This is a genomic window from Streptomyces tibetensis, assembly GCF_040647715.1.
GTDB lineage: Bacteria > Actinomycetota > Actinomycetes > Streptomycetales > Streptomycetaceae > Streptomyces > Streptomyces tibetensis_A.
In genome coordinates this window covers 518,787-541,751 of sequence record NZ_JBEZCR010000002.1, presented here as the reverse complement: position 1 = coordinate 541,751, position 22,965 = coordinate 518,787, and the positions used below count along the sequence as shown (strand labels likewise).

24 protein-coding genes are annotated in these 22,965 nt (G+C 71.7%); 12 read left to right on the top strand and 12 right to left on the bottom strand.

The genetic code is table 11. From position 1 onward, the window contains the following. The first annotated feature begins 9 nt into the window (after window positions 1-9). Window positions 10-1,527, top strand: a complete 1,518-nt coding sequence (locus AB0B29_RS06995; protein ID WP_362234973.1) for an MDR family MFS transporter — start codon at window positions 10-12, stop codon at window positions 1,525-1,527. Window position 1,528: 1 nt separating this feature from the next. Here the strand turns inward: AB0B29_RS06995 and AB0B29_RS06990 are convergent, their stop codons facing one another. Further along, window positions 1,529-1,924 (bottom strand): hypothetical protein, encoded by a 396-nt coding sequence (locus AB0B29_RS06990; RefSeq protein ID WP_362234970.1) that lies wholly within the window; start codon window positions 1,922-1,924, stop codon window positions 1,529-1,531. 56 nt (window positions 1,925-1,980) lie between these two features. Between AB0B29_RS06990 and AB0B29_RS06985 the strand changes: the two genes are divergently transcribed. Beyond that, a complete protein-coding gene (locus tag AB0B29_RS06985) occupies window positions 1,981-2,685 on the top strand; it encodes a uridine kinase family protein (protein ID WP_362234967.1) in 705 nt (234 codons plus the stop codon). 204 nt (window positions 2,686-2,889) lie between these two features. Here the strand turns inward: AB0B29_RS06985 and AB0B29_RS06980 are convergent, their stop codons facing one another. Further along, window positions 2,890-3,645 (bottom strand): SigE family RNA polymerase sigma factor, encoded by a 756-nt coding sequence (locus AB0B29_RS06980; RefSeq protein ID WP_362234964.1) that lies wholly within the window; start codon window positions 3,643-3,645, stop codon window positions 2,890-2,892. A gap of 238 nt (window positions 3,646-3,883) precedes the next feature. Here AB0B29_RS06980 and afsQ1 point away from each other — a divergent pair, with 238 nt between their 5' ends. The 5 genes from afsQ1 (at window position 3,884) to AB0B29_RS06955 (ending at window position 7,725) form a co-directional block, all read left to right on the top strand. Next, entirely contained in the window at window positions 3,884-4,561 is a 678-nt protein-coding gene (gene afsQ1 / locus AB0B29_RS06975; RefSeq protein WP_053675520.1) for a two-component system response regulator AfsQ1, read from the top strand. Beyond that, window positions 4,558-6,162, top strand: a complete 1,605-nt coding sequence (locus AB0B29_RS06970; RefSeq protein ID WP_362234961.1) for a HAMP domain-containing sensor histidine kinase — start codon at window positions 4,558-4,560, stop codon at window positions 6,160-6,162. The genes afsQ1 and AB0B29_RS06970 overlap by 4 nt, the downstream gene beginning before the upstream one ends. Next, the gene (locus AB0B29_RS06965; protein ID WP_436845797.1) at window positions 6,159-6,779 is read left to right on the top strand and encodes a hypothetical protein; all 621 of its coding nucleotides are present in this window, start codon (window positions 6,159-6,161) and stop codon (window positions 6,777-6,779) included. Before AB0B29_RS06970 ends, AB0B29_RS06965 begins: the two co-directional genes overlap by 4 nt. 85 nt (window positions 6,780-6,864) lie before the next feature. After that, window positions 6,865-7,449 carry a VanZ family protein gene (locus AB0B29_RS06960; protein ID WP_362234958.1) on the top strand — a complete coding sequence of 195 codons (585 nt, stop codon included), beginning with the start codon at window positions 6,865-6,867 and terminating at the stop codon, window positions 7,447-7,449. A gap of 63 nt (window positions 7,450-7,512) precedes the next feature. Beyond that, window positions 7,513-7,725, top strand: a complete 213-nt coding sequence (locus tag AB0B29_RS06955) for a PspC domain-containing protein (protein WP_362234956.1) — start codon at window positions 7,513-7,515, stop codon at window positions 7,723-7,725. Window positions 7,726-7,807: 82 nt separating this feature from the next. On the opposite strand, the gene AB0B29_RS06950 is transcribed toward AB0B29_RS06955, so the two are convergent. Further along, the gene (locus AB0B29_RS06950) at window positions 7,808-8,149 is read right to left on the bottom strand and encodes an ATP-binding protein (RefSeq protein WP_362234953.1); all 342 of its coding nucleotides are present in this window, start codon (window positions 8,147-8,149) and stop codon (window positions 7,808-7,810) included. A 145-nt stretch (window positions 8,150-8,294) separates the two neighbouring features. Beyond that, a complete protein-coding gene (locus tag AB0B29_RS06945; RefSeq protein ID WP_362234950.1) occupies window positions 8,295-9,446 on the bottom strand; it encodes an adenosine deaminase in 1,152 nt (383 codons plus the stop codon). Between the two features lie 123 nt (window positions 9,447-9,569). On the opposite strand from AB0B29_RS06945, the gene AB0B29_RS06940 reads away from it, so the two are divergent. After that, on the top strand, window positions 9,570-10,340 hold the full coding sequence (locus tag AB0B29_RS06940; protein WP_362234947.1) for an alpha/beta hydrolase: 771 nt from the start codon (window positions 9,570-9,572) through the stop codon (window positions 10,338-10,340). 96 nt (window positions 10,341-10,436) lie between these two features. On the opposite strand, the gene AB0B29_RS06935 is transcribed toward AB0B29_RS06940, so the two are convergent. After that, window positions 10,437-11,399 carry a LysR family transcriptional regulator gene (locus AB0B29_RS06935; protein ID WP_362234944.1) on the bottom strand — a complete coding sequence of 321 codons (963 nt, stop codon included), beginning with the start codon at window positions 11,397-11,399 and terminating at the stop codon, window positions 10,437-10,439. Window positions 11,400-11,462: 63 nt separating this feature from the next. Between AB0B29_RS06935 and AB0B29_RS06930 the strand changes: the two genes are divergently transcribed. The 3 genes from AB0B29_RS06930 (at window position 11,463) to AB0B29_RS06920 (ending at window position 15,152) form a co-directional block, all read left to right on the top strand. Further along, entirely contained in the window at window positions 11,463-12,737 is a 1,275-nt protein-coding gene (locus AB0B29_RS06930) for an MFS transporter (RefSeq protein ID WP_362234942.1), read from the top strand. Between the two features lie 95 nt (window positions 12,738-12,832). After that, window positions 12,833-13,984 carry a DNA polymerase III subunit beta gene (gene dnaN / locus AB0B29_RS06925; RefSeq protein WP_362234939.1) on the top strand — a complete coding sequence of 384 codons (1,152 nt, stop codon included), beginning with the start codon at window positions 12,833-12,835 and terminating at the stop codon, window positions 13,982-13,984. 151 nt (window positions 13,985-14,135) lie between these two features. Further along, entirely contained in the window at window positions 14,136-15,152 is a 1,017-nt protein-coding gene (locus tag AB0B29_RS06920; RefSeq protein WP_362234937.1) for a sigma-70 family RNA polymerase sigma factor, read from the top strand. On the opposite strand, the gene AB0B29_RS06915 is transcribed toward AB0B29_RS06920, so the two are convergent. Then, on the bottom strand, window positions 15,036-15,422 hold the full coding sequence (locus tag AB0B29_RS06915) for an STAS domain-containing protein (RefSeq protein WP_362234934.1): 387 nt from the start codon (window positions 15,420-15,422) through the stop codon (window positions 15,036-15,038). The genes AB0B29_RS06920 and AB0B29_RS06915 overlap by 117 nt on opposite strands. Window positions 15,423-15,580: 158 nt before the next feature. On the opposite strand from AB0B29_RS06915, the gene AB0B29_RS06910 reads away from it, so the two are divergent. Then, window positions 15,581-16,501, top strand: coding sequence for an AEC family transporter (locus AB0B29_RS06910; RefSeq protein ID WP_362234931.1), 921 nt, complete (start codon window positions 15,581-15,583; stop codon window positions 16,499-16,501). A gap of 1 nt (window position 16,502) precedes the next feature. On the opposite strand, the gene AB0B29_RS06905 is transcribed toward AB0B29_RS06910, so the two are convergent. The 6 genes from AB0B29_RS06905 to AB0B29_RS06880 all read right to left on the bottom strand — a co-directional run bounded on the left by AB0B29_RS06905 (window position 16,503) and on the right by AB0B29_RS06880 (window position 22,914). Then, on the bottom strand, window positions 16,503-17,096 hold the full coding sequence (locus AB0B29_RS06905) for a Uma2 family endonuclease (RefSeq protein ID WP_362234929.1): 594 nt from the start codon (window positions 17,094-17,096) through the stop codon (window positions 16,503-16,505). A gap of 96 nt (window positions 17,097-17,192) precedes the next feature. Next, on the bottom strand, window positions 17,193-18,476 hold the full coding sequence (locus AB0B29_RS06900) for a thymidine phosphorylase (RefSeq protein ID WP_362234926.1): 1,284 nt from the start codon (window positions 18,474-18,476) through the stop codon (window positions 17,193-17,195). Window positions 18,477-18,561: 85 nt separating this feature from the next. Further along, the gene (locus AB0B29_RS06895; protein ID WP_362234923.1) at window positions 18,562-18,966 is read right to left on the bottom strand and encodes a cytidine deaminase; all 405 of its coding nucleotides are present in this window, start codon (window positions 18,964-18,966) and stop codon (window positions 18,562-18,564) included. After that, a complete protein-coding gene (locus tag AB0B29_RS06890; RefSeq protein WP_362234920.1) occupies window positions 18,963-20,228 on the bottom strand; it encodes an ABC transporter permease in 1,266 nt (421 codons plus the stop codon). Before AB0B29_RS06890 ends, AB0B29_RS06895 begins: the two co-directional genes overlap by 4 nt. Beyond that, window positions 20,225-21,343 (bottom strand): ABC transporter permease, encoded by a 1,119-nt coding sequence (locus tag AB0B29_RS06885; protein WP_362234918.1) that lies wholly within the window; start codon window positions 21,341-21,343, stop codon window positions 20,225-20,227. The genes AB0B29_RS06890 and AB0B29_RS06885 overlap by 4 nt, the downstream gene beginning before the upstream one ends. Then, on the bottom strand, window positions 21,343-22,914 hold the full coding sequence (locus AB0B29_RS06880; RefSeq protein ID WP_362234915.1) for an ABC transporter ATP-binding protein: 1,572 nt from the start codon (window positions 22,912-22,914) through the stop codon (window positions 21,343-21,345). The genes AB0B29_RS06885 and AB0B29_RS06880 overlap by 1 nt, the downstream gene beginning before the upstream one ends. Between the last annotated feature and the right edge of the window lie 51 nt (window positions 22,915-22,965).

The window sequence follows — 22,965 nt, the reverse complement described above, 5'->3', positions numbered from 1 at the left end:
GGGGAGATCATGGACACACACGCGACGGGGACCACCCCCGACAGCGCCGCCCGGACGACGGCCCCGCCTTCCCGGCTCGTCATCCTGGGACTGCTGCTCGGCATCGTGCTCGCCACGCTCGACGGAACCGTCGTCGGCACCGCGCTGCCCACCATCGTCGGCGACCTCGGCGGCCTCGACCACCTTTCCTGGGTGCTCACCGCCTATCTGCTGACCACGGCCGTCTCCACCCCGATCTGGGGAAAGATCGGAGACCTCTACGGCCACAAGGGCAGCTACCTCACGTCCATCACCGTGTTCCTAGCCGGCTCGGTGCTGTGCGGACTCGCCCAGGACATGGGCCAGTTGATCGCCTTCCGGGCCGTTCAGGGAATCGGCGCGGGCGGCCTGTTCGTAGGGGCGCTCTCGCTCATCGGCACGCTGCTCACCCCTGCCGAGGCGGGACGCGCCCAGTCGCTGATCGGAGTGCTGCTGCCCGCCGCGATGATCGGCGGTCCCCTGGCCGGCGGCTTCCTCACGGACCACCTCGACTGGCGCTGGGTGTTCTACGTCAACGTCCCGGTCGGCGCCGTCGCCCTGATCCTCATCGGCCGCGGTGTCCGGCTGCGCCCTACCCGCGTGAAGGCGCCGATCGACCTGGCGGGGGCCGGGTTGCTCACCGGTGCGGTCCTCGCCCTGACGCTGCTGGCGAGCCGGGCCGGGACGACGTACGCCTGGACCTCACCGCAGATCATCGGGCTGGCCCTGGTCTGCGCGGTGGCGCTGGCCGCCTTCGTGCGGGTCGAGCGGCGCGCCCCGGAACCGGTGATCCCGCCCAGGCTGTTCCGGGACCGCAACTTCACGGTCGCGCAGGTCCTCAGCTTCGTCGCGGGAGCGGCCATGCTCGCGGCGGCCGGCTACCTGCCCCAGTACCTGCAGTTCGTGCGCGACATGTCGTCCACCGGGAGCGGGCTGTTGCTGCTCCCGCTGATGCTGGGCATGATCGGCGCTCAGCTCGTCATCGGCCGGCGGATCGCCGGCGGCGGACGCTATCGCGCCTATCCGATCGTGGGCGGCGCGCTGGCCACCGCGGGGGCCCTGTCGCTGCTGACGCTCGGCACGGACACGAGGGTGCCCGTCGCCTCCGGTCTGACGCTGACGCTCGGTGTGGGCATCGGCTGCCTGATGCAGCCGGCGATGCTGATCACGATGAACAGCGCCGAGCCCCGCGACATGGGCGCGGCCAGCGGCACCCAGACACTGCTGCGCACCATCGGCGGCTCCCTGGGCGTCGCCGTGCTCGGCTCCGTCTACACCGGCCGGCTCGCCGCGGCCGTGACGGACCGGCTCGGCGCCGAGGGCGGGCGGCTCACCGAGGGGCAGCTGACCCCCGGACAGGTGCGGGACCTGCCGGAACCGGTCCGGGACGCGTTCCGGACCGGCGTGGTGGACGGCCTGCACGGTGTCGCGCTCGGTACGGCCGCGCTGTGCGCCGCTGCCTTCACGGTGGCGTGGCTGGTCCGGGAGGTCCCGCTGCGAGGGCGGTGAGTTACCGCGAGGGCTGCTCGGCCAGGCGCTCCACCACCGGCATGCCCCCGACCGACGGCGCCTGGGCCACCGGCCCCGTCACCTCGCGGGACGACACCGGCTTGAAGTCGGCCACTTCGGTGCCGACGCTGTTGTCGAGCGGGTCGACTCCCGTGCCGGCGAGGGGGTTGGGCTTGAGGGCCGTGACCGTGCCGGTGGTGTGGGAGAGGGTGTCACCCGCCGCCTCGAGGCCGGCCCGGGGATCGGTCTTCCCCACAGAGGTGTGGACCATGTCCAGCGGCGAGCCGGTGCCCGCCGCGGCCTCCACCGCACCCACGCCCAGCGCCATGCCGGCGGTCGCGAGGACGGCCAGGGCACGCTGGGCGGTCGGCTTCATGGGTGAGTCGTGTCGGGCCATCACTGCCACCTTCTGACGCTTTGGGTAATCGGAACGACACGAAGGGTAGTTGAGGTGTGACGCGCGCATCAAAGCCGACCCGCGGGGTCGTACGGCCCCGGGTCGATGCCTCACACTGGTGTCCCGTGAGTTCTCCTCTGCCCATACCGACGCGAGTCGTGCTGCTCTGCGGCCCTTCCGGCTCCGGCAAGTCCCTCCTCGCGGCCCGCTCCGGCCTCCCGGTGCTGCGGCTCGACGACTTCTACAAGGAGGGCGACGACCCGACACTGCCCCTGGTGGCGGGGAGCTCCGACATCGACTGGGACCACCCGGACTCCTGGGACGCGGACACGGCCGTCGCCGCGATCACCGACCTGTGCCGCACGGGCCGTACGGAGGTTCCCGTCTACGACCTCTCGCTCAGCGCCCGCACCGGCGACGAGACGGTCGACATCGGACGGACCCCGCTGTTCATCGCGGAGGGCGTCTTCGCCGCGGAGATCGTCACGCGCTGCCGTGAACTCGGCGTCCTCGCCGACGCGCTGTGCCTGAGCCGGGGCCCGGTGAAGACCTTCCGCCGACGCTTCCTGCGGGACCTGAGGGAGGGCCGCAAGTCGGTGCCGTTCCTGCTGCGCCGCGGATGGCGCCTGATGCGGCAGGAGCGCACGATCGTCGCCCGCCAGACGGCGCTGGGCGCGTACGCGTGCGACCGCGACGAGGCGATGGGCCGGCTGGCTGCAGCGGCGGCAGGCCGGTGCGAGGGCCTCCGTACGGCGGCCTAGACAGCGGTCGACCGGGACAGCCCGGGCGGGCGACGCCCAAGAAGAGGCACAGAGAAAGCGGGACTGGACGGACCCCCCGGCCCTCCAGTCCCGCTCCCCTGTTCCCCCGTCGTCCTCCCCCGAGTCCCCACTCTCCTGCGAAGACGCCCCCCAGCGTCCGTGCAGTTCCCCCGTGGGCCCCCTTGTGGTGCTCCCCCCCGACCTTCAGGCGACGAGCTCGCCGAAGGCGTCCTCCTCGTCACGGCCGAAGCTGAGGACCTCGTCCTCACGCAGCCGGCGGAGCGACCGCCAGATGCTGGACTTCACCGTGCCGACACTGATGTCGAGGATCTCCGCGATCTCCGGGTCGGTGCGGCCCTCGTAGTAACGCAGGACCAGCATGGTGCGCTGGAGTTCGGGCAGCCGGGCCAGCGCCTGCCACAGGACCGCGCGCAGCTCGGTGCCGCGCATCGCGTCCGTGTCGCCGGGCGTCTCCGGCAGTTCCTCGGTCGGGTACTCGTTGAGCTTGCGGCGCCGCCAGGCGCTGATGTGCAGGTTGGTCATGGTGCGGCGGAGGTATCCGCCGACCGCGGCCTTGTCACTGATCCGGTCCCACGCCCGGTAGGTCGAGAACAGCGCGCTCTGCAGCAGGTCCTCGGCCTCGAAGCGGTCGCCGGTGAGGTGGTAGGCGGTTGCGTACAGGGAGGCGCGGCGCTCCTGGACGTAGGCGGTGAACTCCGCCTCCGCCGCCGGGCGTCGCTCCCCCGAGCCCTCCCCGTACGCGGCTCCCCCGTGAGCCGCCCCCGTCCCCTTGTTCTCCCCCGTGTGTGCGTCGACCACCGTCATGAACCCGGTGTGCTGACGCCCGGTACCGTGAGCGCACCCCCGCGTGCTCACAACACCGGATTTCTCGGAACCCCGGTTCACGTCGTGCAGACGCGTGACAACTGCGCTGGTGCTGATGCCGTGCAGCGTGTTCATCTCGCGCCCCCCGTCGTGGACTTCCGTTGTGCGGCCCGCCTGTTCGGGCGGGCTTCCTTGCCTGTGCCGAGAAGCTTGCCGCGGCACTTTCATGGCCGTGTCCGCCGACTGTCACAGACCTGTCACAGGGGTCGGCCACAGGCCGGCCACAGCTCCCGCACACGCGTCGGCGGTACCGGCCGCACCGAGTGGGCCCCACCGGTCGAACCCCGGCCCCTCCATGGGCCAGAATGAGCGCGTGCCTTCCCTGTTGCTGATCGAGGACGACGACGCCATCCGGACGGCCCTGGAGCTCTCACTGACGCGCCAGGGTCATCGCGTGGCGACCGCTGCCAGCGGTGAGGACGGTCTGAAGCTGCTCCGTGAGCAGCGGCCGGATCTGATCGTGCTGGACGTGATGCTGCCCGGCATCGACGGGTTCGAGGTGTGCCGGCGCATCCGGCGCACGGACCAGTTGCCGATCATCCTGCTGACCGCGCGCAGCGACGACATCGACGTGGTGGTCGGGCTGGAGTCCGGCGCCGACGACTATGTCGTCAAACCGGTGCAGGGGCGGGTGCTCGACGCCCGGATCCGGGCCGTGCTGCGGCGGGGCGAGCGGGAGTCGAACGACGCGGCGAGCTTCGGCAGCCTCGTGATCGACCGCTCGGCGATGACCGTGACGAAGAACGGCGAGGACCTCCAGCTCACGCCGACCGAGCTGCGGCTGCTGCTGGAGCTGAGCCGGCGGCCGGGCCAGGCGCTGTCCCGGCAGCAACTGCTGCGGCTGGTGTGGGAGCACGACTACCTGGGCGACTCGCGTCTCGTGGACGCCTGTGTCCAGCGGCTGCGTGCCAAGGTCGAGGACGTGCCGTCGTCCCCGACGCTGATCCGTACCGTGCGGGGTGTCGGCTACCGGCTGGACGCGCCTCAGTGACTCAGGCGCACCAAGGGGGGGCCCACGGCTGGACCGGGGCGCGCAAGGGAGTTCTGTCGCGGCTGCGTTTCACCAGCCTGCGGCTGCGGCTGGTCGTGGTCTTCGGACTGGTGGCCCTGACGGCTGCCGTGTCCGCGTCCGCCATCGCGTACTGGCTGAACCGCGAGGCCGTGCTCACCCGCACCCAGGACGCCGTGCTGCGCGACTTCGAGCAGGAGATGCAGAACCGGGCGGGCGCGCTGCCCGAGCGTCCCACGCAGGACGAGCTGCAGCACACCGCGGGCCAGATGGCGGGCAGCGACCAGCGTTTCAGCGTGCTGCTGGTCGGCCGCGACGCCGAGGGCAGGACCGTCTACGGCAGCTCCGGCGGGCTGAACGGCTTCGCGCTGCAGGACGTGCCGAAGTCGCTGCGTACGGCGGTGAACAGGACGCAGAAGGTCGACGGGGCCAACAAGCACCCGTACCACTTGTACTGGCAGCGGATAGTCGACCACGACACCCCGTACCTGGTGGCCGGTACGCGGGTGATCGGCGGCGGTCCGACCGGTTACATGCTCAAGTCGCTGGAGCCGGAGGCCAAGGACCTCAACTCGCTGGCCTGGTCGCTGGGCATCGCCACGGGGCTCGCGCTGATCGGCTCGGCGCTGCTGGCGCAGGCCGCGGCGACGACCGTGCTGAAGCCGGTGCAGCGACTCGGGACGGCCGCGCGGCGGCTCGGCGAGGGCAAGCTGGACACCCGGCTGCGGGTGTCCGGGACCGATGAACTCGCCGACTTGTCGCGCACGTTCAACAACGCGGCGGAGGCGCTGGAGAAGCGGGTCGCCGAGATGGCCGCCCGCGACGAGGCGTCCCGGCGGTTCGTGGCCGACATGAGCCATGAGCTGCGGACGCCGCTCACCGCGATCACCGCCGTGACGGAGGTGCTCGAGGAGGAGCTGGAGGCGGAGACCGGCAGCATGGACCCGATGATCGAGCCGGCCGTCCGGCTGGTGGTCAGCGAGACGCGGCGGCTGAACGACCTGGTCGAGAACCTGATGGAGGTCACCCGCTTCGACGCGGGCACCGCGCGGCTCGTCCTGGACGACGTCGACCTCGCCGACCAGATCACCGCCTGCATCGACGCAAGGGCCTGGCTGGACGCGGTCGAGCTGGACGCCGAGCGCGGCCTGCACGCACGGCTGGACCCGCGCCGCCTGGACGTCATCCTGGCCAACCTCATCGGCAACGCGCTCAAGCACGGCGGCTCCCCGGTGCGGGTGTCCGTGCGGGAGGCGGACGACTCGATCGTCATCGAGGTCCAGGACCACGGGCCCGGCATTCCGGAGGACGTCCTGCCGCACGTCTTCGACCGCTTCTACAAGGCCAGCGCCTCCCGGCCGCGCTCCGAGGGCAGTGGCCTCGGGCTGTCCATCGCGCTGGAGAACGCCCACATCCACGGCGGTGAGATCACCGCGGCCAACTCGCCCGACTCGGGCGCTGTGTTCACCCTGCGGCTGCCGCGCGGCACGTCCCCCGCGGAGGAGCAGCCCGCCGAGGACGAGCCGGGCCAGGAGAGCGGCAGCGACCGGCCGCAGGGCGAGGACCCGAAGGGGGACGCATGATGACCGAGCGTCTGGCGGCCGTGTCCCGGCTGCTCGCCGTTCCGGCGCTCGCCGTGCTGCTGGCCGGCTGCGGGATCCGGGCCACGGAGGTGCCGACGAACTTCGGGCCCGCGCCCTCGCGGGTGCAGTGCTCCCTCTCCGAGTCGGACGTCTCCACCCAGGCGACCCGGGGGCTGCCGGTGCAGGTGTTCCTGCTGTGCGGGTCGTCGCTGGTGACCGTGGACCGGACCGTGCGGGTCCCGGACGGGGCGGCCGACTCCGAGCGGCGCCTGCTCGTGGCGCAGGGCCTGCTGGACCAGCTCGCCACGTCGCCGTCGACCGCCGAGAAGGAAGCCGGCTACAGCACGGACGTCCGGGGCGGCATCACGGTCGGCCGGCCGCGTCCCGGCGACCCGGAGGACACGCTGCGGCTGAGCACGGCACCGGCCGGCCTCACGTCGTACGCGCTCGCGCAGATCGTGTGCACCTTCTCCGACTCGGCCGCGGCCGAGGGCGACGGTTCGGTGGTCCTGGGCGGCCCGGGCGCCGAGAGCCCGCGCCGCTACGAGTGCACCGACGAGGTGCGGGCCCGGCCGGGCAGCACGGAACCGCCGTCGAAGGACGCGTCCGGGGAGTGATCCGTCCGGGCTGTGGCGTATGCCTCACAGGGCCGACGGGGTCCATCCCGGAACCGAAGGCGCCGGAGGGGGCGTCTTGGGGGTCGTGCAGCGTCAAGGCTCCATCGGCGGCAGCGCCGCGTTCCGCATCCGTGTGACAGGAGGTGTCCTCCTCGTCGCACACCTGGCGTTCGTCGCCTGGTTCACGCTGCGGCCGCTGGACGTGCCCTGGGTGATGCCCGCCAATCTCCGTCCGTTCGCCGGTATCCGGGCCGATCTCGCCCTGGGCTGGCCCGAGGCGGCCCGCCGCATCGGGGAGGGGCTGGCCCTGCTCGCCCCGCTGGGTGTCCTGCTGCCGCTGGCGGGCGGCAGGCTGGTGGTCTCGCCGCTGGCGTCGCTGCTGCGCACCGTCGCGGCCGGGGCGCTGCTCTCCTGGGGCATCGAACTGCTGCAGACCGGCGTGCCCGGTCAGGTCGTCGACGTCGACTCGCTGTTTCTGAACACCGTGGGCGTGGCCCTCGCGCATCTCGCGCTGGTTCCGGCGGGCCGCTCCTGGCTGCGCCGCCGCACCACCGCCCGGCTGCTGCGTACGCCCCTCCCCGCGGAGGAGCCGGCTCAGGGTCGGACCCCGACGATTCCCAGGGTCGGGATCGCCCCGTGGAGCGACGCTTTGCCCCCTTCGTCTCCGTAGCGTGGAGTGCAGATGGGGTACTCGGACCAGAGGCCTCACGCCCCGACGCTGAAGGAGTCGCACATGTCCCGCCTCGCCCGCCCCACCCACGGCCGCATGATCGGCGGAGTGTGCGCCGCACTGGCCCGGCGCTTCGGCACCTCCGCGACCACGATGCGGGTGATCTTCCTGATCTCGTGTCTGCTGCCCGGTCCGCAGTTCCTGCTGTACATCGCGCTGTGGATCCTGCTGCCCGCGGAGGACACGACGCACGGCAAGGCCCGGACGGCCTGGTAACGCCTGTACGTGAGAACGCCGATGGGGCGCACCCGCAATCGGGTGCGCCCCATCGGCGCGTGTGTCCGCCTCGACGTGAGGGTCAGACGGCCGGCACGCCGTTCACGGGCAGACCCTTGGGCGGGAGGCCGCCGAGCAGCTTGGCGGCCGGGCCGGTCGGGCCCTGGGCGAGCACCTGCCCGGCGACCGGCTGGGCGGCGGCGACACCGGTGCCGGCCAGGGTCTGCCCCTGCCCCAGCGCCTCACCCGCGCCCGCCGGCAGCGTCTGGGAGAGCTGCTCCGCCGGGGCTGCCGCGGTGACGGTCTCCAGCGCCCGGGCGGGGTCCGGGAGGGCCGGGGCGGCGGTGGCGGCACCCGCACCGGCGGCGGCGAAGGCGGCACCGAGAGCGGCGACACCGAGGGTCTTGGCAGCAGACTGCTTCATGAAAATGCGTCCTCGTTACGGGATGACGGGTGTGAGCGGTTCAGCGACCGTAATCAGGCGGCCCCGCCCCCCGCAAACATCGAAATGCGGACGGATGGTGAACACCGCCCGCATTCGCTGTGTGCCGGATATCCCCGAGGCAGCCTTACGAGGTGCCAGAACCGCTGGTGGAGGCGGTCTGCCGGAACAGCCATTCGGATTTCAGCTCGGCATATCCGGGCTTGATCACGTCATTGATCATGGCCAGGCGTTCATCGAAAGGAATGAACGATGATTTCATCGCATTGACGGAGAACCACTGCATGTCGTCGAGGGTGTAACCGAACGCCTCGACAAGGTGCTCGAATTCCCGGCTCATGCTGGTGTGGGACATCAGGCGGTTGTCCGTGTTGACCGTGGCCCGGAAGTGCAGCCGGCGCAGCAGACCGATGGGGTGCTCGGCGTACGAGGAGGCGGCCCCCGTCTGGAGGTTGGAGCTCGGGCACAGTTCCAGCGGGATGCGCTTGTCCCGGACGTAGGAGGCGAGCCGGCCGAGTTCGACCCGGCCGTCCTCGTGGACCTGGATGTCGTCGATGATCCGCACGCCGTGACCGAGCCGGTCGGCGCCGCACCACTGCAGGGCCTGCCAGATGGAGGGCAGTCCGAAGGCTTCGCCGGCGTGGATGGTGAAGTGGTTGTTCTCGCGCTTGAGGTACTCGAAGGCGTCCAGGTGCCGGGTGGGCGGGTAGCCGGCCTCGGCACCGGCGATGTCGAAGCCGACGACACCCAGATCGCGGTAGCGGTTGGCGAGTTCGGCGATCTCCAGGGCACGGGCCGCGTGCCGCATGGCGGTGAGCAGCGCGCCCACGCGGATGCGCAGTCCGTTCTCCCGGGCGCGCCGCTCCCCTTCCCGGAAGCCCTCGTTGACGGCCTCGACGACCTCTTCGAGACCGAGGCCGCCCTCCAGGTGCTGTTCGGGGGCGTAGCGCACCTCGGCGTAGACGACGCCGTCCGCGGCCAGGTCCTCGGCGCACTCGGCGGCGACCCGGACCAGGGCGTCACGGGTCTGCATGACGCCGACGGTGTGCGAGAACGTCTCCAAGTACCGCTCGAGGGAACCGGAGTCGGCGGCCTCGCGGAACCAGACGCCGAGCTTCTCGGGATCGGTGTCGGGGAGCCGCGTGTAGCCGCTCTCGCGGGCGAGTTCGACGATCGTGCCGGGGCGCAGACCGCCGTCGAGGTGGTCGTGCAGCAGAACCTTGGGCGCCCGGCGGATCTGGTCCGGTGTCGGGGTGTTCGCAATGGTCTGGCTCGTCATTTCCGCACTGTAACGCCTACGCGCGTAGACGGCGCGTTCCCGGACGCTGGACGTTTTCGTCGATACGTAACGGTGACCCCGAGGACGGGTCGAGTACACCCGCGCTTCTGACACTGTTCTGTCATGGCACACCAAGCGACGCCGGTTCGCAGGGCCCGGCTGGGCAGGGCACTCGGTCCGGAACCGACGGCGGTGAGCGGCGCGGTGCTGCTGCTGCCCGGCGGTGACGAGGTCTCCGGCCGCAGACCGTCGCCCCTGCTGGCGGCCGCTTCCGTGCGGGCCGTCGGACGCCGCCTGGCCCGCGCGGGCCGGGACGAGGGTCTCGCCGCGCACGTCGTGCACTACCGCTGCCGCGGCTGGAACGGCGACGAGGCCAATCTCGCGCGGGACGCGACCTGGGCGGCCGACGAGGTCGTCCGGCGGTACGGGGACGTCCCGGTCTGTCTCGTCGGCCTCGGGATGGGCGGCCGGGCGGGGCTGCGGGCGGGGGGTCACGACGCCGTCAACTCCGTGCTGGCGCTTGCCCCTTGGCTGCCGGAGGAGGGCGCCACGGCGTCACCCGAACCGGTGAAGCAGCTGGCCGGGCGCCAGGTGCTGATCGTGCACGGCACGAACGACGGGCGGACGGATCCGGAGCTGTCGTTCCGGCTGGCGGCACGGGCGAAGAAGGCGAACCGGGACGTGTGCCGGTTCGAAGTGCACGCCGACGGGCACGGGTTGCGTCAGTACCGGGACGAAGTGCTGGCTCTGGCCGAGGACTTCGTGATGGGGGCGTTGTTCGGGCGGGTGGTGTCGCGGCCGGTGCGGGATGCGTTTGCCGCGCCGCCGCCGTTGGGGTTGCGGATGCCGTTGGCCTCCGGCTTCGGGCGGAGACGACAGCGCCGTAGGGGTTGAGCGTGTCTTCGGAGTGCAGGTTGTGCGTGGTTGCTCGCGCCCACGCGGCGGAGCCGCACATTGATACAGCCCCGCGCCCCTGAGGTCCGCTGCCGTTCAGGTGGGCAACAAGCTGCCCCTTCTCGAGAGCAGGAACCTTTTGAAGGCCGCCACCGGGGGTGTGTCCGGGTGGCCTTCCAGCCAGGCGACTCCGATTTCGCGGACGGCGCGTGGGGCCGTCACCGTCAGTTCGACGACTCCCGGGCGGGGAACGGCCGGTGGAGGGAGGAGGGCGACGCCCAGGCCCGCCGCCACCAGACCCCGCAGGGTTTCCGCCTCTTCGCCCTCGAAGGCGATGCGGGGCTTGAAGCCGGCCTCCTTGCAGAGGTCGTCGGTGATGCGGCGCAGGCCGTAGCCGGGTTCCAGGGTGACGAAGGTTTCGTCGGCCGCCTCGGCGAGGCGGATGCGGCGACGGCCGGCCAGGGAGTGGTCGGCCGGGACGACCAGGCGCAGCTTCTGCTCGTCCAGGCGGCGGGCCACCAGGTCGGGGGCGTCCGGCACCGGGGACGTCAGGCACAGGTCGAGCTCGCCGGCGCGCAGGCGTTCCAGCATGGCCTCGCCGTAGTTCTGGACGAGGCTGAAGCGGACGCGCGGGTGGTCGGCGCGGAAGGCGTGCAGGAGGCCCGGGACGGTCTCGGCGCCCATGGTGTGCAGGAAGCCGAAGGCGACCTTGCCGGTGGTCGGGTCGGCGTCGGCGCGCACCTCCTCGGCGGCGCGCTCCACCTCGGCCAGGGCGCGCTCCACGGAGGCGAGGAAGGTGCGGCCGGCCGGAGTGAGGGAGACCGTGCGGCCGTGCCGGGCGAACAGGTCGACGCCCAGGTCCTGCTCCAGGCGGGCCATGGAGCGCGAGAGGGTCGACTGGGGGACGTTCATCTCCTGGGCGGCGCGGGTGACGTGCTCGGTGCGGGCGACCCCCGCGAAGTACGCGAGGCGCGGAGCGAGCAGTTTCGACATCTCGGCCATGTCTTCTGTGTCACTGCTTGGTGACAGGCGAGGCTGTGAACTCGGTTGATGCACCATGGGAACGATTATGACCGTTCCATGCATTGGACGGATGAGTGCGTGCGTCCGTAGGTTCGAGGCATGTCTCCCGCCAGTACCGGGGCGTCCACCGTCGTGGGCGCCGATGCCTCTGTCCCCACTGCCGACTCCCGTGTGTCCCCGGGCGGCCCCGGCTACCGCCGGATGAGCTTCGCCCTCTTCCTCGCGGGTGTCGCGACCTTCGCGCTGCTGTACTCCACCCAGGCCCTTCTCCCGCTGATCTCCGGCGAGTTCGGGGTGGCGGCGAGCGACGCGAGCTGGACGGTGGCCGCCGCGACGGGCGGGCTGGCGCTGTTCGTGCTGCCGATGAGCGCCCTGTCGGAGCGCTTCGGACGCCGGGCGGTCATGACCGCGTCGCTGGCCGTGGCCGTCACGCTCGGGCTGCTGGTGCCCTTCGCCCCCTCACTCGGAGTGCTGATCGCGCTGCGCGCCCTGCAGGGCGCCGCCCTGGCCGGGCTGCCCGCGTCGGCGACCGCGTACCTCGCGGAGGAGGTCACCCCCAAGGCCCTGGTCACCGCCATCGGCCTGTTCGTCGCCGGCAACAGCGTCGGCGGGATGAGCGGGCGGGTCATCACCGGCTGGGTCGCGCAGGAATGGGGCTGGCGGGTCGCCGTCGGGGTCATCGGTGTGATCGCGGTGGCGTGCGCGGTGGCCTTCCGGCTGCTGCTCCCCGCCCCGCGGCACTTCAGGGCCGGTTCGCTGCGGCCGCGCGTCCTGGCCCGGACGGTCCGTGACCACCTGTCCAACCCGCTGCTGTGCCGGCTGTACGCGATCGGCGCGCTGTTCATGACGGTGTTCGGCGGCGTGTACACGGTCATCGGCTACCGGCTGACCGAGGCTCCGTTCTCCCTGCCGCAGGGCATCATCGGCTCCATCTTCCTGGTCTACCTGGTCGGCACGGTGTCGGCGTCGACCGCGGGCCGGCTGGTCGGCCGGCTGGGCCGCCGGGGCGCGCTGTACGCGGGTGGCGGCACGACCGCCGCGGGCCTGCTGCTGTCCCTGGCGGGCACCCTGCCGCTGGTCCTGCTGGGCCTGGTCCTGATCACGGCGGGCTTCTTCGCGGGACACGCGGTCGCCTCCTCGGCGGTCAGCAAGACGGCCACGCACGGCCGCGCCCAGGCCTCGGCGCTGTACCAGTCCGCCTACTACATCGGTTCCAGCGCGGGCAGCACGGTCGGCGCGATCGCCTTCCACGCCGGTGGCTGGGCCGGAACGGTCGGGGTCGGGCTCCTGGCGGTCCTGGGCGTCGTGACGATCACCGTCTTCGGGACCCGGGCGGCCCGGCTGCAGCGCCGCCACCTGGCCGCGGCTGCCTGAGCTTCGGCGCCGATCCCCCTGTTCGGGGCCGGTTGTCAGTGGGTGCGGATACCGTCCGCACCGGCTGATCACCGGACCGAGCAGGGGGATTTTTCATGGAGTTCCGGATCGACCGTACGGAGTTCGCCGACGCCGTGGGCCGGGCGGCACGGGCGCTGCCCGGGAGGACGCCGGTGCCGGTACTGGGCGGGCTCCTTTTGGAGGCGGACGCGGGACGGCTCGCCGTGACGGGGTTCGACTTCGAGGCGGCGGTCCGGGTGGAGGCCGACGCGGAGGCGGCCGTCCCGGGGCGGGTGCTCGTCTCCGGGCGGCGGCTGCTGGACGTGTGCCGGGTGCTGCCGGACGGGCCGGTGAGCTGTGCGCTGGAGGCCTCGCGGTTCACGGTGGAGGCGGACGGCACGCGCTTCGGGCTGTCGACGCTGCCGCTCGCCGAGTACCCGTCCCTGCCCGCGCCGCCCGCGGCCTACGGCACCGTGGACGCCGCCGCGTTCGCGACGGCCGTCGCCCAGGTCGCGGTCGCCGCCGGGCGTGACGACACCCTGCCCCTGCTGACGGGCGTCCAACTGCGTCTTGAGGGCGGGACGATGACGCTGGCCGCCTCGGACCGCTACCGGTACGCGGTGCGCCGGCTGGAGTGGAAGCCGGAGGCCGCCGCCGGTGACGGGGCCGCGGAGACTCTGCTGCCCTCGCGGCGGCTGCTGGACGTGGCGCGGTCGCTGGGGCGCGAAGGGGACGTGCGGATCGGGTGGGAGCCGGGCGGGGGCGGCGGGCTGGTCGGCTTCGAGGGCGGGCGGACGCGGACCGCGCTGCGGCTGCTGGACGGCAGGCTGCCTGCGTACACGTCGCTGTTCGACATGGCGGGGGCCGCGGTCGCCGAGGTGGAGCGCGAGGGGCTCGCGGAGGCGGTGCGGCGGGTCGCGGTGGTGGCGGAGGCGAACAGTCCGGTGCGGCTGGACTTCTCGGCCGACGGCTCCGTTCGGCTGCGCGCCGGCTTCGGGGACGACGTGGCGGCCCAGCGGCTGCCCGCCACGCTGAGCGGCGCCGACGAGATGCCGGTGGCGTTCAACCCGGCCTACCTGCTGGACGCGCTGACCTCCTTCGAGAGCCCGCGGATCCGGCTGGATCTGCTGGGCGCGGGGCAGCGGGCGCTGCTGCACGCCGTGCCGGACCACCCGGACGGCGGGGAGACCGGCACCGGGGCCGGGGCGCACCGGCATCTGCTCATGTCGGTCAAGGAGCTCGTGTAAAGGCCGCCGGGCCCGTCGCAGCCGGTCTGGATCACCCGCTTCCACCTGCGCTTTTGTGCGCTCGGGGGGCCGTTGTCAGTGGGCTGCGGTAGCTTCCGAAGTGCTGGGGCGCAACGGCGCGTGAACAGAACGTCCACAGGGGTGGGTGGAGATGGCGAACGGCACGGCGGCACCGACGGACCTGGACATCAGGCTGGAGGCACACCGGACGGAGCTGACGGGGTACTGCTACCGGATGCTCGGCTCCTCCTTCGAGGCCGAGGACGCGGTGCAGGACACGATGGTCCGCGCCTGGCGCAGCTACGACAAGTTCGAGGGCCGCTCCAGCCTGCGCTCCTGGCTGTACCGGATCGCGACCAACGTGTGCCTGGACATGCTGACCGCGGGAAACAAGCGGGCCCGGCCCATGGACCTGACCGAGTCCACCCCGCTCGCCCGGGCCGCCCTCTCCCCCCGCCCGGACAACACCTGGCTGGAGCCCATGCCGGACGCCCGTGTGCTGCCCACGACCCATGACCCGGCGGAGGCGGCGGTCGCCAAGGAGTCCGTGCGGCTCGCCTTCATGGCCGCCCTGCAGCAGCTCCCGGCCAAGCAGCGGGCCGTGCTGATCCTGCGCGAGGTCCTGGCCTGGAAGGCCAGTGAGGTCGCCGAGCTGCTGGGCACCTCGGTGGCGTCGGTGAACAGCGCCCTCCAGCGGGCCCGCGCCACCCTGGCCGACCGCCAGGAGCCGGGCGCCGACGCGGCGGTCTCGGACCCGCTGGACGAGGACCAGAAGAAGCTGCTGGACCGCTATGTGGCGGCCTTCGAGGGCTACGACATGGAGGCGCTGACGGCCCTGCTGCACGAGGACGCGGTCATGACGATGCCGCCGTTCGACCTGTGGCTGACCGGCACGCGCGACATCACCGGCTTCATGACCACGCTCGGCGCCCCCTGCGCGGGCTCCCGGCTGCTGCCCGTGCAGGTCAACGGCCTGCCGGGGTTCGCCCAGTACAAGCCCGACCCGGACAACGGCGGCTTCATGCCCTGGGCGGTCCAGGTGCTGGAGATCTCAGAGGGCCGGATCACCGGGTTCCACTGCTTCCTCGACACCCAGCGCTGGTTCCCGCTCTTCGATCTCCCCCTCCACCTCGAAGCGGAGACCGACCAGGTCGAGCAGGGCGCGTAGGGCCGGGTCGGGGTCGCGCAGCCGGACCCGTCCCCCGGCCCGGCGGGCGGCCAGCTGGAGCCTCGCCAGCAGATCGACGGCGGCGAGCCCCGGCGGCCCCAGGCCCGCGACATCGCACACCACGACCCGGGCACCGCTGCCGTGCAGCAGTGCCCGCACATCGTCGCTGAGCCCTCTCACCTCGTCCGGGGTGACAGGGCCGGGCAGTACGAGCACGGGCGGTGTCATGGCGTCCACGATCGGTAGACCGGGCGGGCGGCTGTAACTCATCGCGACGGTCCGTCCTGCCGGGCCGCGAACAACGGCCTGTCGGCGCCGTGAGGATCACATTGACCTGGGCAGCGCCTTCCCCGGAGGGTTGACTGCATGCCCCAACCATCTCCCCCCGCCGCGCTGCCCGATGCCCGCTTCGCCGGTGAGGGGGTGCCGTGCAGGGCGTGCTGAGCGGGTTCGCGGTCATCGCGGTCGTCATCGGCGTCGGCTATCTGATCGGCCGCCGGGGGTATCTGGGCGACGGCGGCCGCGAGGTCCTCACCAAGCTCGCCTTCCACGTGGCGTCCCCGGCGCTGCTCTTCACGACCCTGGCGCAGGCCGACCTGTCGGTGATCTTCTCCGACCGGCTGCTGGTCACGGCGATGAGCACGGCGGCGGTCGCGGGTGTCTTCGTGTCGGTGGGTGTGGCGCGGGGCTGGGGCGTGGGCCGGACGACGATCGGCGCGCTGTGCTCCAGTTACGTCAACTCCGGGAACCTGGGCATCCCGATCGCCGTGTACGTCCTGGGCGATGCTTCTCTGGTCGCGCCGGTGCTGCTGTTCCAGCTGGTCGGGGTGACGCCGGTGGCGCTGACGGTGCTGGACCTGGCGAGCGGTGGGGAGAAGCGGCCGCTGTGGCAGCGGCCGGCCACGCCGCTGCGCAATCCGATAGCCCTGGGGTCGCTGGCGGGCGTCGCGGTGTCGGCGTCGGGCCTCACGGTGCCGGGGCCCTTGATGGATCCGCTGACGTTGATCGGCAACATGTCGGTCCCGGCCGTCCTGCTTGCGTTCGGTATCTCCCTGCGCGGCAGCACGCTCCCGCTGCGCGGCGCGGAACGGGCTCCGGTGCTCCTCGCCGTGGCTCTGAAGTCAGTGGTCCAGCCCCTGGTCGCCTGGGCCCTGGCGGTGACCGTCTTCGATCTCCGAGGCGCCCTCCTGCTCGACGTGGTGGTCACGTCGGCACTGCCGGCGGCCCAGAACCTGTTCACCTACGCGAGCAGCTACCGGGTGGGCGAGGTGCTGGCGAGGGAGGCGATCCTGTTGTCGACGGTGCTGGCGGTGCCGGTGCTGGTGGGCGTGGCGGCGGTGTTGGGGTGACTCAGTTCTCGGCGAACTCGGCGGTGTCGAGGTCGAGGCAGAAGGGCTCGGGCAGCGTGATGAGTTCTCCGAACTTGCCCGCGTCGAGGACCCGGTAGACATCCCGTTGCGGTTCGCCGTAGAGCGTGATGGTGGGACCACCGGGGGCCCAGCCGTCGATGAGCAGATACAGCGGGACACCCGCCTGGGCGTAGCCTGCGGCCTTTTTGATCCGGTCGTGCGCCGCGTTCGACTTGGACGTGATCTCGACGATGAGTTCGGCGGCAGCCGCCGGGATGAAGTTGCCACCCTCGTCACGCAGCACCTGCCTGGGGGCTACTGCGAGATCAGGAATGTAGAGCCCGTCACGGGACGGGACCGCCGTACCCAGTGTCTGGTAGATGCCCCAGTGCCTGGGGATGACCTCGTACAAGGCTCGCTGAACCAGGTCAGCGATGTCGTTGTGGGCGTTGGACGGCGGTGGCGCCACGGTGACGATCCCCTCGATGATCTCCACCTTGCAGCCCTCTGGCGCGTCCGTCTCCTGCCAGATCCGGACGAGGTCGTCCCACTCGTGCCCGTTGGTCGGCGAGTGGTCGACGGTGAGTGCGCTCATGGCGGTACTCCAATCAGTGCGTCACCGATCCCAGCATGCCGAACGGGACTGGCGCGGGTCCACCAGTCCCGTTCACCCGTACGAGAGAACCGCAGCTCAGGCGATACGCTCCAGCACCACCGGCGACGCCGTGAAGGCCGTGCCCGGGGCGGCGACGTCGTAGGAGCCCTCGATCGACTGCAGGGCGTACTCGAAGCGCTCGGGCGTGTCGGTGTGGAGGGTCAGGAGGGGCTGGCCCTCCGTCACCGTGTCGCCCGGCTTGGCGTGCAGCTCGATGCCCGCGCCCGCCTGCACCGGGTCCTCCTTGCGGGCCCGGCCCGCGCCGAGGCGCCAGGCGGCGACGCCGACGTCGTAGGCGTCGAGGCGGGTGAGGACGCCGGAGGACGGGGCCTTGATGACGTGCTGCTCGCGGGCGACCGGCAGGGCCGCGTCGGGGTCGCCGCCCTGGGCCTTGATCATGCGGCGCCAGACGTCCATCGCCGAGCCGTCGGCCAGGGCCTTCGCCGGGTCGGCGTCCTTGATGCCGGCGGCGTCGAGCATCTCGCGGGCGAGCGCGATCGTCAGCTCGACGACGTCCGCGGGGCCACCGCCGGCCAGGACCTCGACGGACTCGCGGACCTCCAGCGCGTTGCCCGCGGTGAGGCCGAGCGGGGTCGACATGTCCGTGAGGAGCGCGACCGTCTTCACGCCGTGGTCCGTGCCCAGGCCGACCATCGTGGAGGCCAGTTCGCGGGCATCGTCGAGCGTCCGCATGAAGGCGCCGGTGCCGACCTTCACGTCCAGGACCAGCGAGCCCGTACCCTCGGCGATCTTCTTGGACATGATCGAGGACGCGATCAGCGGAATCGCCTCGACCGTGCCGGTGACGTCACGCAGGGCGTAGAGCTTCTTGTCGGCGGGGGCCAGTCCGTCACCGGCGGCGCAGATCACCGCGCCGGTGGTGTCGAGGACGTTCAGCATCTCCTCGTTGGACAGCAGCGCCCGCCAGCCGGGGATCGACTCCAGCTTGTCGAGCGTGCCGCCGGTGTGGCCGAGGCCGCGGCCCGAGAGCTGGGGGACGGCCGCACCGCACGCGGCGACCAGGGGGGCCAGCGGGAGGGTGATCTTGTCGCCGACGCCGCCCGTGGAGTGCTTGTCGGCGGTCGGGCGGGACAGGGACGAGAAGTCCATGCGCTCGCCGGAGGCGATCATCGCGGCCGTCCAGCGGGCGATCTCGCGGCGGTTCATGCCGTTCAGCAGGATCGCCATGGCGAGAGCGGACATCTGCTCGTCGGCGACCTCCCCGCGGGTGTACGCGTCGATGACCCAGTCGATCTGCGTGTCGCTGAGTTCACCGCGGTCCCGCTTGGTGCGGATGACGGAGATGACGTCCATGGCCATGGCTTGGCTTCCTTCCGAGGTTTCCAGAAGCCGTACGGCCCCCCTGAGCCGGTCGCGTGAGCAACTCAGAGGGGCCGCACGGTAGTTACTTGCTGAGGTGCTCCGGGCCGAAGGCCTGGGGCAGCATCTCCGAGAGCGGCAGGATCCCCGCTGGGGTCTCCAGCAGCAGGTCCGGGCCGCCGAACTCGTGGAGCAGCTGGCGGCAGCGGCCGCACGGGACGAGCGTGTCGCCGTCGCGGTCGACGCAGGTGAAGTGCGTCAGCCGGCCGCCGCCGGTGTTGTGCAGCTCGGAGACCAGGCCGCACTCGGCGCACAGTCCGAGTCCGTACGAGGCGTTCTCGACGTTGCAGCCGGAGATGATCCGGCCGTCGTCGACGAGGGCCGCCACGCCGACCGGGTAGCCGGAGTAGGGGGCGTACGCCCGGGACATGGCGTCCCGCGCCACCGCGCGCAGCTTCTCCCAGTCGACGTCCGGGCCGGTGCCGGTCACTTGCCCTGCCCCTTCCGGTACGGCAGCCCGTCCGCCTTGGGCATCCGCAGCCGCTGGGCGGACATGGCGAGGACGACGAGGGTGATGACGTACGGCGTGGCGGAGACGACTTGGTTCGGGACCTCGTCGGTGGAGGCGTACCAGGCGAACACCAGGGCGGCGACGACCGCGGTGATCATCGACGGGGCGTACTTCTTGCGGACGACCAGGAAGATCGCCCCGATGATCAGCAGCAGCGCGCCGAGCAGCAGCAGGGCGTGCACGTTGGCGGAGCCGCCGCGCAGGTTGAGGCTGTCGGTGTAGCCGAACAGGCCCGCGCCGAGGGCGAGGCCGCCCGGCATCCAGTTGCCGAAGATCATCGCCGCGAGGCCGATGAAGCCGCGTCCGCTGACCTGGCCCTCCAGGTAGAAGGGGTTGGCGACGATGGACAGGAAGGCACCGCCGAGACCGGCCAGACCGCCGGAGATGACGACGGCGATGTACTTGTACTTGTAGACGTTGACGCCGAGGGACTCGGCGGCGACCGGGTTCTCGCCGCAGGAGCGCAGCCGCAGACCGAACGCGGTGCGCCACAGGATCCACCAGGTGCCGGGGATCAGCGCGATGGCGATCAGGGTCAGCCAGGAGACGTTGGTGACCAGGCCGCCGAGCAGGCCGGCGATGTCCGAGATCAGGAACCAGCCGTGGGCGTTGAGGTCCCGCAGGGCGTCGGACAGTCCCGGCACCGTGAAGTTGCCGAGGGAGTCCACCGCCGGGGACTGCTTGGCGGAGCCGCCCGTGTGGCCCTCGAAGGCGAGGGGCGCGAGGTAACGGGTGGCGCCGAGGGCGAGGATGTTGATGGCCACACCGGAGACGATGTGGTTGACGTTGAAGGTGACGGTCACCACGGCGTGCAGCAGACCGCCGACCGCGCCGCCGAGGATGCCGACCAGGACACCGGTCCACGGGCCCCACTGGAAGCCGGCCCAGGCGCCGAACCAGGTGCCGAGGATCATCATGCCCTCGAGGCCGATGTTGACCACGCCCGCGCGCTCGGCCCACAGACCGCCCAGACCGGCGAGGCCGATCGGCACGGCGAGCTGGAGCGCGGTGGACATCTGGCTGACGTTGGTGATCCCGTCGGCACCGGTGATGATGCGGACGATCGAGGTGAGCGCCAGGCCTGCGGCGATGACGAGCAGCAGGACGGGCCACGACAGGCGGCGGCCGGTCGGCGCCGCGGGCTGCAGCGTGGGCTGGTTGACGTCGGTCGCGGTGGTCATCGGCCAGCCACCTCCTTCGTGTTCTGAGCGCCGAGGACGTGTCCGGCGGCGAGTTCGGCGCCGACGCGACGCTGCTGGCGGCGCAGGCCCCATTCGCGGACGGCCTCGTAGGAGACGACGACCGAGAGGACGATCAGGCCCTGCATGATGACCGCGATCTCCTTGTCGTAGCCGTGGAAGTCCAGCTCGGGCGAGGCCTTGTCGAGCCAGGCCCACAGCAGGGCGGCGAAGGCGATGCCGACGGGGCTGTTGCGGCCGAGCAGCGCGATGCCGATGCCCAGGAACCCGATGCCGGTGGGGAAGTTCAGGTCGTAGGTGTGGCTGTCGCCGAGCAGGATCGGCAGGCCGGCCAGGCCCGCGATGCCGCCGGAGATCAGCATGGCGGTCAGCACCATGCGCTTGGGGTCGACGCCGCTGGCCGCGGCGGCGGTCGTCGAGGCGCCGGAGGCACGCAGGTCGAAGCCGAAGCGGGTGCGGTTGAGGACGATCCAGTAGCCGATGCCGAGCAGGACGGCGAGCAGCACCAGACCGTAGATCTCCCCGGCGTCGCCCAGGCTGATCCCGGGGATCCAGCCGGACTCGGCCATCTCGCCGGTGGTGTTGTTGTTGCCGGCCTTGACGCCGAACACGTTCGGCAGCCACATGTAGGCGATCACGGAGGTGGCGATCGCGTTGAGCATGATCGTGGCGACCACCTCGCTGACGCCGCGGGTGACCTTGAGGACGCCGGCGATGCCGGACCAGAAGGCGCCGGTGAGGACGGCGGTCAGGAGCAGCAGCGGGACCTGCAGGGCGGCCGGCAGGTTCACATGGGCGCCGACGACGGCGGCCATCATGGCGCCGAGCTGGTACTGGCCGTCGACGCCGATGTTGAACAGGTTCATCCGGAAGCCGATGGCCACCGCGAGGGCCGCGATGTAGTACATCGAGGCCTGGTTGATGATCAGGACCTGGATGTCCGAGAAGCCCAGCTGCTCGAACATCAGGGCGAACGGCTCGAAGGGGCTCTTGCCCGACGCGAGCAGCACGATCGCGCTCAGGACGAAGGCCACGGCCAGCGCGATGACCGGCCCGGCCACCGCGAGGAGCAGGCGCTCCTTGTCGAACTTCTTCATCAGCGGGCCTCGTCTTCCGGAGACTCGGGGGCGTCGGCCTTCGAGATCTCGGGGGTGTCGTCGTGCGCGAGGTGCCCGGTGGCGGCACCGGTCATGGCCGAGCCGAGCTCCTCGGGGGTGATGGTGGCCGGGTCGGCGTCCGCGACCAGCTTGCCGTTGTAGATCACGCGCAGCGTGTCGGACAGGCCGATCAGCTCGTCCAGGTCGGCGGAGATCAGCAGCACGGCCAGGCCCTCGCGGCGCGCCTCGCGGATGTGGTCCCAGATGGCGGCCTGGGCGCCGACGTCGACGCCCCGGGTGGGGTGCGCGGCGATGAGGAAGCGGGGCTTGTGGCTCATCTCACGGCCGACGATCAGCTTCTGCTGGTTGCCGCCCGACAGGGAGGCCGCGGTGACGTCGATGCCGGGGGTGCGGACGTCGTACTCCGTCACGATCCGGCGGGTGTCCTCCTGGGCCGCCTTCGGGTCCAGCCAGACGCCCTTGGCGAGGGGCTTCTCGGTGACGTGGCCGAGGATGCGGTTCTCCCAGAGGGGTGCCTCCAGGAGGAGGCCGTGGCGGTGCCGGTCCTCGGGGATGTAGCCGACGCCCTGCTCGCGGCGCCTGCGGGTGGGCCAGGCGGTGATCTCCTCGTCGGCGAGCCGGATGGTGCCGCTGTCCGCGGACCGCAGGCCGATGAGGGCGTCGACCAGTTCGGTCTGGCCGTTGCCCTCGACGCCGGCGATGCCGAGGACCTCGCCCGCGTGGATGGTGAAGCTGATGTCGTCCAGGAGGGCCTTGCCACCGGGCGCCGCGAGGCGCAGCCCGTCGACGGTGATGACCGGGCGGTCGGTGACCGTGGACTCGGCCGTCTCGGGCGTGGGCAGCTCGCTGCCGACCATCATCTCGGCGAGCTGACGGGGGGTCGTCTCGGAGGGGACGGCCGTGCCGACGGTGGTGCCGCGGCGGATGACGGTGATCTCGTCGGCGACGGAGAGCACCTCGCCGAGCTTGTGGGAGATGAAGATGACCGACAGGCCCTCGGAACGCAGTTCGCGCAGGTTGGCGAAGAGCGCGTCCACCTCCTGCGGCACGAGCACGGCGGTCGGCTCGTCGAGGATGAGGGTGGTGGCGCCGCGGTAGAGGACCTTGAGGATCTCCACGCGCTGACGGGCGGCGACGCCGAGCTCCTCGACGAGGAGGTCGGGCTCGACGCCGAGGCCGTAGCGCTCGGAGAGCTCCTTGATCTTGCGGCGGGCCTTGGCGCCGATGCCGTGGAGCTTCTCGCTGCCGAGGACCACGTTCTCGAGGACCGTGAGGTTGTCGGCGAGCATGAAGTGCTGGTGGACCATGCCGATGCCGCGGACGATGGCGTCGGCCGGCGACGAGAAGGCCACCTGCTCGCCGCCCACCGCGATGGTGCCCTCGTCCGGCTTCTGCATGCCGTAGAGGATCTTCATCAGCGTGGACTTGCCGGCGCCGTTCTCGCCGACCAGGGCGTGCACGGTGCCCTTGCGGACGCTGAGGTGGATGTCGTGGTTGGCCACGACTCCGGGGAAACGCTTGGTGATCCCGGCGAGTTCGACGGCGGTCACCGATTCGTTGACCGCCGCTCCGGCCGGAGGGCTGCTGGACGCGTTGATGGC